This window comes from Paenibacillus shirakamiensis (assembly GCF_017874255.1).
GTDB lineage: Bacteria > Bacillota > Bacilli > Paenibacillales > Paenibacillaceae > Fontibacillus > Fontibacillus shirakamiensis.
The window spans coordinates 231164-244547 of sequence record NZ_JAGGLD010000003.1; the positions used below are offsets into that span (position 1 = coordinate 231164).

Annotated in this window: 13 protein-coding genes; all 13 read right to left on the reverse strand. The window is 42.9% G+C overall.

The window, feature by feature from the left end:
* Window positions 1-24: 24 nt before the first annotated feature.
* Entirely contained in the window at window positions 25-942 is a 918-nt protein-coding gene (locus tag J2Z69_RS10490) for a MotE family protein (protein WP_245339200.1), read from the reverse strand.
* 40 nt (window positions 943-982) lie between these two features.
* On the reverse strand, window positions 983-1426 hold the full coding sequence (gene fliJ / locus J2Z69_RS10495; protein ID WP_209861928.1) for a flagellar export protein FliJ: 444 nt from the start codon (window positions 1424-1426) through the stop codon (window positions 983-985).
* An 11-nt stretch (window positions 1427-1437) separates the two neighbouring features.
* Window positions 1438-2754 carry a flagellar protein export ATPase FliI gene (fliI, locus tag J2Z69_RS10500; RefSeq protein WP_209861931.1) on the reverse strand — a complete coding sequence of 439 codons (1317 nt, stop codon included), beginning with the start codon at window positions 2752-2754 and terminating at the stop codon, window positions 1438-1440.
* Window positions 2744-3601: a FliH/SctL family protein gene (locus J2Z69_RS10505; RefSeq protein ID WP_209861934.1), complete on the reverse strand. Its 858-nt coding sequence runs from the start codon at window positions 3599-3601 to the stop codon at window positions 2744-2746. Before J2Z69_RS10505 ends, fliI begins: the two co-directional genes overlap by 11 nt.
* Complete coding sequence (gene fliG, locus J2Z69_RS10510; RefSeq protein ID WP_209861936.1) at window positions 3594-4610, reverse strand: flagellar motor switch protein FliG; 1017 nt, start codon at window positions 4608-4610, stop codon at window positions 3594-3596. The genes J2Z69_RS10505 and fliG overlap by 8 nt, the downstream gene beginning before the upstream one ends.
* Window positions 4611-4621: 11 nt before the next feature.
* On the reverse strand, window positions 4622-6214 hold the full coding sequence (fliF, locus tag J2Z69_RS10515) for a flagellar basal-body MS-ring/collar protein FliF (protein WP_209861939.1): 1593 nt from the start codon (window positions 6212-6214) through the stop codon (window positions 4622-4624).
* A gap of 34 nt (window positions 6215-6248) precedes the next feature.
* A complete protein-coding gene (gene fliE / locus J2Z69_RS10520; protein ID WP_209861943.1) occupies window positions 6249-6557 on the reverse strand; it encodes a flagellar hook-basal body complex protein FliE in 309 nt (102 codons plus the stop codon).
* Window positions 6558-6593: 36 nt separating this feature from the next.
* Window positions 6594-7046, reverse strand: a complete 453-nt coding sequence (gene flgC, locus J2Z69_RS10525) for a flagellar basal body rod protein FlgC (protein ID WP_209861945.1) — start codon at window positions 7044-7046, stop codon at window positions 6594-6596.
* Between the two features lie 2 nt (window positions 7047-7048).
* Window positions 7049-7459, reverse strand: a complete 411-nt coding sequence (gene flgB / locus J2Z69_RS10530; protein ID WP_209861947.1) for a flagellar basal body rod protein FlgB — start codon at window positions 7457-7459, stop codon at window positions 7049-7051.
* Between the two features lie 371 nt (window positions 7460-7830).
* Window positions 7831-9237, reverse strand: coding sequence for an ATP-dependent protease ATPase subunit HslU (hslU, locus tag J2Z69_RS10535; protein WP_209861950.1), 1407 nt, complete (start codon window positions 9235-9237; stop codon window positions 7831-7833).
* A gap of 26 nt (window positions 9238-9263) precedes the next feature.
* Complete coding sequence (gene hslV / locus J2Z69_RS10540; protein ID WP_209862658.1) at window positions 9264-9806, reverse strand: ATP-dependent protease subunit HslV; 543 nt, start codon at window positions 9804-9806, stop codon at window positions 9264-9266.
* Between the two features lie 99 nt (window positions 9807-9905).
* Window positions 9906-11225 carry a methylenetetrahydrofolate--tRNA-(uracil(54)-C(5))-methyltransferase (FADH(2)-oxidizing) TrmFO gene (trmFO, locus tag J2Z69_RS10545; RefSeq protein WP_209861952.1) on the reverse strand — a complete coding sequence of 440 codons (1320 nt, stop codon included), beginning with the start codon at window positions 11223-11225 and terminating at the stop codon, window positions 9906-9908.
* A gap of 46 nt (window positions 11226-11271) precedes the next feature.
* Window positions 11272-13368, reverse strand: a complete 2097-nt coding sequence (topA, locus tag J2Z69_RS10550) for a type I DNA topoisomerase (RefSeq protein WP_209861955.1) — start codon at window positions 13366-13368, stop codon at window positions 11272-11274.
* Between the last annotated feature and the right edge of the window lie 16 nt (window positions 13369-13384).

The following is a 13384-nucleotide window of genomic DNA, read 5'->3' on the forward strand; positions in this document are numbered from 1 at the left end:
CTCCACATAACAATAATGTGAGATTTAATTACTCAAAAGCTTATTCACAATTCTGGAGGTCGTAGCAGGTTCTGTTTTATTCATTTCTGTAAGAATTTTAGAACGGGATGCATCATCCACGGCCTTCAATATTTTCAACGTCTTATCCGGGCTAATTTTGTCGGTCTGAAGTAATAACTTTGCTGCACTTTCCGCAGTCATGGTCGAGAACGTTTGGGTAATCTGAGCATCTGTCAATCCCTGTGTTTGCGGAATGTTTTTAGAGTCACCGCCCGCATCCTTTTTCAGACGAGATTGAAGTGCCGCTATGGCAAGATCTTCTGATGTCTTAGCATCTTTTAGCAAGATAGATACTTGAGCTGCTTTTTTGGCATCCATTTTTTCTAAAATCGCCGCCTTGCTATCATTGCTCATAGCTCCCAGCATTTGGACGGTCTCTTCCGTTGTTAAATTCTCCATAATCGCAGCCGCTTTACCCGCATTCATTGACCCATATAAGTTGGCCAACTTTTTAACTTCTTTTTGATACTCATTCGCTTGATCCGAGGATTCTTGAGATTTTTGCTTATTAAGGGCTTCGTTGGCTGCGTCGAGTTCATTCTGAACGCTCTGTGTTTTAGCAGCCTGAACCTTCGCATCTTCATTGGCTTTATTTAGCACTTCTTCTTTTTTAGCCATTTCCTTCTTAAGACTATTTACTGTTTCTTTGGAGCTTTCGGCCTGTTTCGCTGCTTGGGATGGTTCGGGAAGCCAGTTCTTCACAATCGGAATCTTCTGACCCATTCCAATCAAATCATTTTTCAAATTCCCATTCAAAAACATGAACAGAGCGCCGATAAGAACTACAAGAAATAAGATGGGTGTTACAATAAACATCACTTTGGCGAAACCTCCGCCGGATTCTTCCTCTTCGATTACAGGCCTGCCAACAGGTCTAGCCAACTGTGATTCCTCCTAACTTCAAGCCGTCCCTAGATCTGAACTAACGAGCTCTCATAGCAAACCTTACGGTCGCCATCTCATCGAGCTCATTTTGTTCCCGAAGTATTATCATCTGTTGAAAACTGGATTGCGCTTTTTCTTTTGCTTTAAGCCACACTTTTTCATCAAGCATTTTCCCATTTAAATGAAGCTGATTCCGTTCAACATTTTGTTCAGCATTTTGTATATCCGCAAGCTTGTTTTGGATTAATAGGTTCAAATGTTCCACGTAACGCTGTAGTTCTTGAAGTCTCAACATCGATGAGCAGTTCTCACTCTCGACTAAAATGGTCTTATCCACATATGCTTTTTCTTCGACCAATTGATGGAGAGAACGTTTCTCGGTCTGGAGCTCTCCAACCGCTGCAGATAACAGCCATTCCGCTTGAGTTTTCTCATTAGACTTCAGATCAACGACTTTTTGGTAGACATAGTTGAATTTCATAAATGAAAAGATCAGCTCCTCGTGAATTCAGAAATCAGACGTTCGTACGACTCTTCGTAAGTTGCCTTCTCAAGCACTTTCTGTTTGACAAAATCTAAGATGCTTTGAATCGCTTCGATAGATTCATCAATATCTGCATTGGATCCTCGCTGGTAGGCACCAATATTGATTAAATCCTCTGACTCTTTATAGATGGAGAGCAATCTTTTCAAATTTTCAGCCGCCTCGGTTTGATCATCCGTCACGATATCCTTCATCACCCGACTGATACTGGCAAGAATATCAATCGCAGGGAACTGTCCTTTATTGGCAATATTACGATTGAGCACAATATGACCATCCAAAATACCTCGAACTGCATCAGCTATCGGTTCATTCATATCGTCCCCATCGACTAGAACAGTGTAAAAAGCTGTGATAGAACCATGTGTGGCATTACCTGCACGTTCTAGTAGTTTAGGAAGGGCCGCAAAAACGGATGGAGTATATCCCCGCATCGCAGGAGGTTCACCAACAGCTAGCCCTACCTCTCTGAGTGCCATCGCATACCGCGTAACAGAATCCATCATGAGCATTACATTCAGACCACGATCTCTGAAATATTCTGCTATGGTGGTGGCGATAAGAGCCCCCTTCATACGAATGAGAGCAGGTTGATCTGAAGTTGCAACAATTACGACGGAACGCTCCAATCCTTCAGGGCCTAAATCTCTTTCAATAAAATCAAGCACTTCTCTTCCACGCTCACCCACGAGAGCAATCACGTTCACATCGGCTGCGGTATTGCGGGCAATCATCCCCATTAAAGTACTCTTTCCTACCCCAGACCCGGCAAAGATCCCTACACGTTGACCTCTCCCTATAGTGAGCAGTCCATCAATAGCCCGAACACCAATGCTAATAGGTTCTAGTACTCTAGGTCGGTTCAAAGGATTCACAGGCTTATTGTACGTGGAGTACTGTGCCATCCGAGAAGGTAGCAAAGAGCCATCTAACGGTTGACCTAGACCATCAAGCACTTTACCTAACAATTCGGAACCCACTTGAACCGTTAAGGGTTTACCCGTCCCTACTACATCACATCCAGGACCAATCGATTGAAGTTCCCCTAGCGGCATGAGCAGCACTTTGTTATCTCTAAACCCCACAACTTCAGCTTGCAAGGGTGTATTAGATTTTGAAGGGTAGATATAACATACCTCTCCTATGCTGGCATCTGGACCTTCTGACTCCACCATAAGACCAATCACCTGTGTAACTTTTCCATTCACACGCACCGGATCCAAATGTCGTAAATGCTCTGTATAACGCTGCGCATCAAGCTTCATCGTGATCGGTCCCTTGCTCTTCTGGGTGAAGTGACATGCGTAGCAATTCTTTCTTAATTTCAATTAACTGCGTATCGACTCTTGCATCAATACTGCCAAAAGCAGAACGGATTACACATCCACGATCTTTTACTGTGGAATCCGGTAGAATCTGAAGCTCTGCTTGTGAATCAATAACAAGGCTTAATTCTTCTCTGGCTCCTTGGATGAACGAGAACTGGGATGGGGCTACGCACAAAGTTAATACACCCTGTTCCTTTTTACGTGAAAGACTTTTACGAATTAATTCTAGCGCGAACTCGGGTTCCAATTTAAGTTGAGTATCAATTACTTTCTCAGCAATAGAAGCACTTAGTTCAACTAGAAAAGGTTCGGCTTCCTGTATAATCTGCTCTTTGGCTTGATAAGCTTGCTGAAGAACTTGTCTGCCTTCTTCCATCATCTCTTGAATCTGGAACTCCAAAGAATCAAGCGCACTTGCTTTGCCTTCTTCAAACCCTTCATGAAAAGCTTCAGCTTTCACCGCTTCTATTAGATGTTCATCTTGTTCACGACGCTCCTGCCACCAGGCGGCAATCTGTTGATTAGCCTCAATCAACAATCGCTCTGCCTTTTCTGAAGCTTCTCTAACTTGCCGCTCTGCAAAGTCTTTAGCATCATGCAGCATTACTCGGCGTGCTTCTTCGAACTGCTCATTACGGACCCGGTTCACCTCCGCATCATAGGATTGAGGAGGTGCAGTCAAGGGTGATTCATGCTCTACAGGAGGACTATAGTGCTTGGACAAATCTAACTCTTTCAACATATCTACAGGAACGTACTGAGTAGATTTAATGAGATTAGACAATGATGTCATCTCCTCCGCCGCGCGCAATTATTATCTCACCGGACTCTTCCAATCTACGGATTGTGGCTACGATGCGTGTCTGTGCTTCTTCCACATCCCGAAGACGAACAGGTCCCATATATTCCATTTCTTCTTTGAAGGTCTCCGCCATACGTTTGGACATGTTTCTGAATACAGCCTCTCGCACTTCTTCACTAGCCACTTTAAGAGCCAGTTGAAGATCTGCGTTTTCAATATCACGGATAATCCTTTGAATTGCACGGTCATCCACATTAACGATATCTTCAAAGACAAACATGCGTTTCTTGATTTCCTCAGCAAGTTCTGGATCTTGAATTTCCAAAGAGTCTAAAATGGTTCGCTCTGTTCCTCGGTCCACTCCATTCAAAATTTGGACGATGGATTCAATACCGCCAGCACTTGTATAGTCCTGCGTTACCGTAGAAGAGAGTTTTTGCTCAAGAACACGCTCCACCTGATTAATGACTTCTGGTGAAGTACTATCCATCATCGCAACTCTTCGTGCCACTTCAGCCTGCTTCTCTTGAGGAAGTGAAGAAAGTATGACGGAAGCCTGTTCAAATTGTAAGTAAGAGAGGACCAGAGCAATCGTCTGAGCATTCTCATTTTGTATAAAGTTAAGAATTTGATTCGGATCCGCTTTACGTGCAAAGTCAAAAGGTCTTACTTGAAGATTTGCCGTTAGTCGATTGATGATATCTAGCGCTCGCTGCGGACCTAATGCTTTCTCCAAAATTTCTTTAGCATAGTTGATACCGCCCTGAGAGATATACTCTTGTGCCATACAGATCTGATGGAATTCAGCTAGAATCATTTCCTTTTCAGAACCGTCTACTTTGCGCACATTGGCGATTTCCAAGGTGAGTTGTTCAATTTCTTCATCACGTAGATGTTTGAAAATTTGAGCTGATACTTCAGGTCCTAATGATATTAGAAGAAGTGCCGCTTTTTGTTTACCACTTAATCCTTGGTTAAGTACTCTTGACACTGCTTTCACCTCTATTCGTCAGCCAGCCAAGTACGAAGTAGATTGACAAATTCATCTGGTTTCTTCTTCGCCAATGTTTCAAGCTGCTTTCTTACTTGACTATCATTCGTAACAGATTCCAAAGTGATGGACGGGAATTCCGTAGGCATCGAGAGTGGAACATCCTCTTCAAACTCTTCCTGTTCTCTGCGGCGACGCCGTCTCACTACCAGTAGTGTAATACCAGCCGCAATTACAAGTGCTGCAATGCCCAATCCCCACCACAGTTTTGAATTTGCTAGCCATCCCGTATTTTCTACCGAATCTTGTGAAAAAGCTTGAGAGAGAACCGAAACTTTCTTAAGTAGGTCAGCGTCTGTATATGTAGATCCAGAATCTGCTAAGTAAGAACCCACGATGTTTTTAAGCACATTTTTGATTTCGCCTTGGGTTTGATCATCCAGACTGTTTTTTCCTGCAGGTGGTTCAACCATGACATTAATGGTTAAATCTTTTACGGTATAAGGTGCTTGTACTACTTCTTTAGTGATTCGATTTACTTCATAATTAATAGTGGAAGTATTATCTTCTGAACTTGTGTTAGAAGTATTGGATGAACCTGGATACCCGGGCACTTCAGTTTCACCGGTTCCTGTAACTCCACCTTGATCTGCACCTTTACCTGTATAACTTTTTTGAATCTTTTGGGCACTGATTTCAATGCCTTTCATATTATCTACGTCTACCGGAGTTACTAGATTTGACTTCTCACTTACTTGGTCAAAATTCAACTTCGAAGCTACTAGAACATTTACTTTGTCAGGACCCGTAAGCTTGCCTAAAAACTGTTGCACAGCCAGGCGAACGTCACTTTCGAATTTCTTCTGCAAAGCCATATTCGTATTAACTTGAGCTTGAAGCCCACCGTTATTTCCGTTTGAATCGGGGCCAGATAGTTCTTCGCCACTTGTATCACTAAGCGTAATATTAGCAATAGGCAAATTGGGAACTGCCGTCTTCATCAGATTGTAGTAACCATTGATTGCCGCTTGATCTGGATGGTAACCAGGTTTGAATGAGATCACCCCAGATGCTGAAGCTTTTTCTTGCTCGTCTTCTGTAGCGAACATCTTTTCAGCAGGCAAATTAATTAATACTTTCGCACTGCTCACACCCTGCATTTTCGTAAGAAGCTGTTCAACTTCCCCATTGAGTGCTGACTTGTACTTCACCTTGAATTCATTCTCCGTCATCCCAATCGCGGAATTACTACTACCAAATGTACCCGCAAAACCTAACGAGCCATTCTGTACAATTCCTTGCGATCCTACATCCACTTTCGCTTTAGCTGCATCTGTTGAAGGAACTGAGATACTTTTTCCATCTGCACTTAATTTGTAAGGAATGCTACTAGATTCAAGATACGTAATTATTCCTGCTGCATCTGATGAATCGAGTCCTGTAAATGCAACTTCATATTGCGTTTTAGAGAACTGCATCGTAAGTAGAATCACCGCAACGAGAATAATAGCGATGGTTGAAATTAGTAATGTCTTTTGCTTCCTAGTAAAATGATTCCAGTACTGACTAATTTTTTCTCTGTACTGGGCAATTCTCTCGTTCACATTGTCACCTCATCCAAACTTTGCTGAATTCAACCTACATTTGTATTCGCATAATCTCTTGGTAAGCTTCAATTACCTTATTTCGAACTTGCGATGTAAGTTGCAAACTTAACAATGCTTGTTCTGAGGCTACCATAACTTGGTCCATATTTACTTTTCCAGTCATATACTTGTCACCCATAATTTTTGCATTTTCTTCCTGACCTGCGACGGAATCAATAGCGTTTTTTAGGAATGAGCTAAAGTTCTGAACCGTGTCATTTGGCGAAACCTCTGTAGTCTTAGCTGTAGACTGGACGAGCTGGATGGGGTTAATCCCAGTTAATGCAGCACTTTGAATCATCTATACACTCTCCTAACCAGTGGTCATTTAAATGGATTACTTACCTATGGACAACGCTTTGGTTTCCATGGCCTTCGATGCATTTAGTGCTGTTACATTGGCTTCATATGACCTTGTTGCCGATATCATATCGACCATTTCTTTCAGAACATCGACATTAGGCATGTAGACATACCCATCTTTGTCTGCATCCGGACTTGTAGGGTTATAAACAGGTTTAAATGAGGATTGATCTTCTCTTATTGCGGAGACCGTGACACCTTGTCCGGCAGATTGTTGGCCGCTCACAGCGGATTGGAGCATGGAGCTGAATTGATTTTCTTTAGGGGTCATCACAACCATTTTGCGCCGGTAAGGCACAGCCTTTCCATCAACAACAGAAGCTCTAGAGGTCTCAGCATTCGCAATATTTGAGGAGATCACATCCATACGAAGTCTTTGAGCAGTTAGGGCTGAAGAACTAATATTAAAACTACTGTTGATTGTCATGGTTATGCTCTCCCTTCTATGCCTGTACGCATCATCTTGATGCGACTATTCATTTGCTCGATGTAGGCGTTGTACTTTAGTTGGTTGTCTGCAAGGGAACTCATTTCACTATCCATATCAACGTTATTCATATTGTTGTTCATTGTCGTAGAGTTATCTGTGTTCACAACCATATTTGGAACGGTACTAGATGACCCAATGGCGAAATGTTTTGGGTTAGTTCGATTCCCCTCAAGTGCAGGAAGATCCCCGTTCATTTCTCCTTGAAGTAAGCTTTCAAAAGAAACTTCGGAACGTTTGAAATAAGGCGTATCCACGTTCGCAATATTATTAGCGATAACGCTTTGGCGGGTGTTTGCTGCGTTAATTGCACCTTCAAGTTTATCAAACCCTACCCCATTCAATAATTGCACTTTTAGCCCCCCTAGAAAGCTTTAGTTTTACTCACTCTAATGATAACTTCCATAAAAGATGCCAAAAATCCTTTTTTTTCGACAAAATATCTTTTTTTCTTCTCAATCCATTGTCCTATTATAGAAAAATTTGGGGTAATGTAATATATCCTAAGTTTCGTAGAGTTTGGCCTATATTACAATAAGAAAAAAGCCCTATTTTTTTAAAAAAAATGGTAATTTTTATAAATTTGTCCCGGTTTAGCTCAAATTCAATGCTTTTTATCCAAAATACGACAAATACATTTTACAAATATTGTAGAAAAAGAAAAACCGACCCATAGTCCTAGTTCTAAGGACTAAAGTCGGTCTTTTGGCGCGTCCAAAAATGTTCACAAAATAAACTTACTTAAATCCCGATCTTTCGCAATATCGCCCAATTTTTCATTCACATACTGAGGCGTAATTACTATCTTATCTAAGGTAAGCTCAGGAGCTTCAAAGGACAGATCTTCTAACAATTTCTCAAGAATAGTATGAAGTCTTCGCGCTCCAATATTCTCAGTGTTCGTATTCACAGCTGCCGCAATACTTGCAATCTCACGAATGGCCTCTGGCGAAAATTCAATCTCAATATCTTCTGTCCTTAGCAATTCCGTATACTGCTTGGTTAGTGCGTTGTGGGGTTCCGTAAGAATGGATACAAACTCCTCAAGCGTTAGGCTACTTAATTCTACTCGGATCGGGAAGCGTCCTTGAAGCTCAGGGATCAGATCTGATGGCTTAGACACATGAAAAGCACCCGCAGCTATGAATAACACATAATCCGTGCGTACAGGACCGTATTTTGTCATGATGGTTGAACCCTCTACGATAGGAAGAATATCTCGCTGAACCCCTTCTCTAGACACGTCCGGCCCTGAACCTTGCCCGTGGCTAGCTACCTTGTCAATCTCATCGATGAAAATAATACCTGATTGCTCCGCACGTTGAATCGATTCCTGTGTGAGATCATCCTGATCAATCAGCTTGTTAGCCTCTTCCTGAATTAGAACTTTCCGTGCTTCTTTAATGGTTAGCTTCCGCCGTTTAGACTTTTTAGGCATGAAACTTCCAAACATCTCTTGCATATTCATTCCCATCTGATCGTTACCTTGACCCGAGAACATATCGAACATATTCGGTGCGGAATCTTCAACATCAATTTCCACAATATCCTCTTCTAGATTACCAGCAAGTAGATTAAAGCGAACTTGTCTTCTTCGTTCAGTTAGATTACTATCTTGTTCTTTATCCTCAGGTGGATCTTGAGATGCATTCGCATTGTTATTTCCAAAAAGCATCTCAAACGGATTGCGCTGACTTTTGTTTTTGCCTGAAGAAGGGACAAGAATATGGACTAATCTTTCGTTCGCTAACTCTTCGGCCTGCTCCTTCACCTTATCTGTACGTTCCAATTTAACCATACGAATTGAAGTTTCCACCAGATCGCGGACCATAGATTCTACATCGCGGCCTACATAACCTACTTCTGTGAACTTGGTCGCTTCTACCTTAACGAACGGAGCATTAACAAGTTTGGCTAACCTGCGTGCAATCTCTGTCTTTCCCACCCCGGTGGGTCCAATCATGAGAATGTTCTTAGGTACGATCTCATCTCGCACCTCTTCACTTAGCTTGCTACGACGATATCGATTGCGTAGAGCCACAGCCACTGATTTTTTGGCTTGCTTTTGACCTACAATATATTTATCCAATTCCGTTACGATTTGTCTTGGGGTTAAGGCTTCTTTAGTCATAGCTGTATCCTCCTCTTCTATTACAATCAGAGTTCTTCTACGATAATATTTCCATTCGTGTATACGCAAATTTCAGATGCGACTTTCAGTGACTCTCTCGCCATATCTTTGGCATCAAGGTCTGTCGCATGACGCTTGAGAGCCCGGGCCGCGGACAGGGCAAAATTCCCTCCGGATCCAATAGCCAGAACGTCATCATCAGGTTCGATGATCTCTCCGCCCCCTGAGATAAGCAGCATACCCGATTGGTCCATGACAATCATTAATGCCTCCAGCTTGCGAAGGACTCTGTCCTGACGCCAATCCTTAGCCAGCTCCACAGCCGCACGTTGTAGATTCCCATGGTGCTCCTCAAGTTTGCCTTCAAACTTCTCAAACAACGTAATGGCATCAGCTACAGAACCCGCAAAACCAGCAAGCACCTGTCCCCGGTATAATCGTCTTACTTTTTTGGCGGTCGTCTTCATAATTACGCTTTCCCCAAATGTGACCTGCCCATCCCCAGCTATAGCCCCTTGGCCATTATGGCGAACTGCACAAATCGTAGTCGCATGAAAAGACATTTCCATCATCTTCACCTCATCTATATGGATATGAATATCAAACGGATTCAAGACGCTCTAAAACAGAACCACCGCCCCAAGATTTAGGACGGCAATAGTTGTAATCTATAAAGTCTGATGATCTTTAAAATGGCGAAGGCTGTCCAGCGCACGGTGAGCAAGAGCTTCGTTTTTTTCACTTTTCTTTTTGAAACGAGTATCTAGTTTGGGAAACAATCCAAAATTCGCATTCATTGGCTGGAAGTGTTTGAAGTCGGCTGTAGTTATATATCTAGCCATACTTCCGAGCGTCGTATCCTCAGGGAATACAATTCCTTCTTGGTCCCGAGCTGCTCTAGCGGCATTGATGCCCGCAATAAGACCGGAAGCGGCAGATTCCACGTACCCTTCAACACCAGTCATTTGACCCGCAAAGAAGAGCGTAGGACGCGTCTTAGATTGATACGTAGGTTCCAACAACGTAGGCGAATTAATAAATGTATTGCGATGCATCACACCATAGCGCACAAATTCAGCATTCTCAAGTCCAGGAATCATCGAGAATACACGTTTTTGCTCTCCCCATTTCAGGTGTGTCTGGAATCCTACTAGATTGTACAAAGTGCCTGCTGCATTATCCTGACGAAGCTGAACAACGGCATGCGGTAATACGCCAGTATGTGGATTCATTAGTCCTACTGGTTTCATAGGCCCAAAAAGTGCCGTTTGCTTGCCGCGCTGCATCATGACTTCAATCGGCATGCAACCTTCAAAGTAAACTTCCTTCTCAAACTCTTTGAGCTGAGCTACTTCTGCATGGATTAGTGCCTCATAGAAAGCATCAAATTCGGTTTCGTTCATTGGACAGTTCAGATATGCAGCCTCACCCTTATCATAACGAGAAGCCAGATAGACCTTGTCCATATTGATAGATTCTTTTTCCACAATAGGAGCCGCTGCATCATAAAAGTAGAAATATTCTTCTCCAGTTAATCGCTGAATCTGCTCGGATAAAGCGGGTGAAGTTAGCGGTCCTGTAGCAATGACTACAATGCCCTCCGAAGGAATCTCTTGTAGTTCCTCATTCTTCACAGTAATGAGAGGATGGTCATGAAGAGTACGAGTAATTTCTCCAGAAAAACCATCTCGATCTACCGCAAGAGCTCCTCCGGCGGGTACTGCATTTCGATCCGCTGCCCCGAGCACAAGGGAGTTAAGATTACGCATTTCTTCTTTTAGTACACCTACTGCATTGGTAAGGCCGTTCGCCCGCAAAGAGTTACTGCATACCAACTCAGCAAATTGATCTGTATGATGAGCCGGTGTCTTCACGACCGGTCTCATCTCATAAAGGGTGACTGGCACCCCACGACTGGCAATTTGCCAAGCCGCTTCACTACCAGCTAGACCGGCTCCAACTACCGTTACCCTATTTACTTCTGTCAATGAAAAAACCTCCCACAATCTTGCCCTTACAACAAGCTATAATGTTTTACTCTGCTGCGTCATCGTCATCCTCAATCATCTCTGTAAAATCACATTCGGTACACTTAAGTTTTGCTCCTTGTTTGTTGCGTTTTTCAACTAGAAGAGCTCCGCACTGTGGACAAGGCTTAGCCGAAGGACGATCCCAAGACACAAAGTCACATTCTGGATATTTGTCACATCCATAAAATATACGTCCTTTTTTGCTGCGCCGTTCTACTACATGGCCTTCCTTACATTTCGGACAAGTAACACCGATGTCCTTAACGATAGGTTTTGTGTTTCTACAATCAGGAAATCCAGAGCAAGCCAGAAATTTACCAAATCGACCTAATTTATAAACAAGGGGTTTTCCGCATTTCTCACACAGTTCATCGGAGACCTCATCTTCAATCTCAATTTCTTTCATTTCTTCTTCAGCAACTTCAAGGCGCTTTTCAAAAGATTCATAGAATTCGCCTAATACTCGAACCCAATCTTCTGAACCTTCTTCTACGTGGTCCAGATCACCTTCCATATTTGCCGTAAATTCTACATTCAGAATTTCTGGGAAAAACTGCTCCATCTGCTCTATGACAAGTTCTCCAAGCTCCGTTGGCATGAACTTCTTCTCTTCCATCGCTACGTATCCACGCTTTTGAATGGTCTCTAACGTGGGCGCATACGTACTTGGTCTTCCTATTCCAAGCTCTTCAAGCGTCTTGACGAGTCTTGCTTCACTATACCGCGGAGGAGGCTGTGTAAAATGCTGTTTAGGATCTATATGTTCTGTTTGTAATGAATCTCCACTAGCTAAAGGAGGCAGGAACTTGTCATCATCGGTAGTTCCATCATCATTTCCTTCCACATATACCTTCATAAAACCATGGAAACGAACTTTGGAACCGACTGCACGGAATGTAGCTTCTCCTGCCTTGATATCCACAGAAAGGGTATCCAAAACAGCAGAGGACATTTGACTAGCCATGAAACGTTCCCATACCAATTTATATAATCGATACTGATCTCTACTCATCAATGACTTGATCGAATCAGGCTCCCTCAAAGCAGAAGTAGGGCGAATCGCTTCATGAGCTTCTTGAGCATTTGCCGCTTTTTTGGAATATTGTCGCGGCGTGTCTGGAGCAAATTTGTCACCGTATTTCTCTATGATGAATTCCTTCGCTTCTTCTTGCGCAGATGCTGCAATTCGAGTTGAATCGGTCCGCATGTATGTGATAAGACCCGTGGTGCCCTCTTTGCCAAGATCGATTCCTTCATAAAGTTGCTGTGCAATAGACATCGTCTTTGAAGCTCGGAAATTCAGCTTTCTTGCGGCTTCCTGTTGCAAAGAACTTGTCGTAAATGGTGCTGAGGGATGGCGTAAGCGTTCTTTCTCTTTCACAGCACTAACTGTGAAATCTGCACCCTCAATAGCCTTAAGAATTTCATTCACTTCATCCTCATTCGTAAGCTCTTTCTTTTCCCCTTTAAATCTGTGGAATTTGGCTTCGAATGAAGTATCCGCAATTTTGAGCCCTGCTGTAATGCTCCAGTATTCTTCTGGGACAAATTCAGAAATCTCATTCTCCCGATCTAGAATAATCTTGACTGCAACAGATTGGACGCGTCCGGCGGAGAGACCTTTTTTGACTTTTTTCCATAACAAAGGACTGATCTTGTAACCTACCAAACGGTCTAGTATCCGTCTAGCTTGCTGAGCATTAACTAAGTCCATATTAATCTTACGAGGGGTCTTAAAAGCGTCCTTAACGGCCTGCTTAGTGATCTCGTTGAATACTACACGACAACTTTTGGAAGCGTCAACATCCAGCACATGCGCTAAATGCCAAGCTATAGCTTCACCCTCACGATCGGGGTCAGCTGCGAGATAGATATTTTTTACTTTTTTACTGGCATCTTTGAGTTCCTTCAATATAGAACCCTTACCGCGGATGGTAATATATTTGGGATTAAAGTCATTCTCGACTTCAACACCAATCTGGCTTTTAGGCAAATCCCGAATATGGCCCATGGAAGCTTTCACAATAAATTTACTGCCCAGATATTTGCCAATCGTCTTCGCCTTGGCAGGCGATTCGACGATAACTAGTGAATCTGCCATAATTCCATCCTCCTCT

What these genes read in the sequence shown, in the direction of transcription:
- topA (WP_209861955.1), bottom strand. Translation starts at nt 13,368, where the DNA reads ATGGCAGATTCACTAGTTATCGTCGAATCGCCTGCCAAGGCGAAGACG.
- flgC (WP_209861945.1), bottom strand. Translation starts at nt 7,046, where the DNA reads ATGACAATCAACAGTAGTTTTAATATTAGTTCTTCAGCCCTAACTGCT.
- fliI (WP_209861931.1), bottom strand. Translation starts at nt 2,754, where the DNA reads ATGAAGCTTGATGCGCAGCGTTATACAGAGCATTTACGACATTTGGAT.
- fliE (WP_209861943.1), bottom strand. Translation starts at nt 6,557, where the DNA reads ATGATTCAAAGTGCTGCATTAACTGGGATTAACCCCATCCAGCTCGTC.
- hslV (WP_209862658.1), bottom strand. Translation starts at nt 9,806, where the DNA reads ATGGAAATGTCTTTTCATGCGACTACGATTTGTGCAGTTCGCCATAAT.
- hslU (WP_209861950.1), bottom strand. Translation starts at nt 9,237, where the DNA reads ATGACTAAAGAAGCCTTAACCCCAAGACAAATCGTAACGGAATTGGAT.
- fliJ (WP_209861928.1), bottom strand. Translation starts at nt 1,426, where the DNA reads ATGAAATTCAACTATGTCTACCAAAAAGTCGTTGATCTGAAGTCTAAT.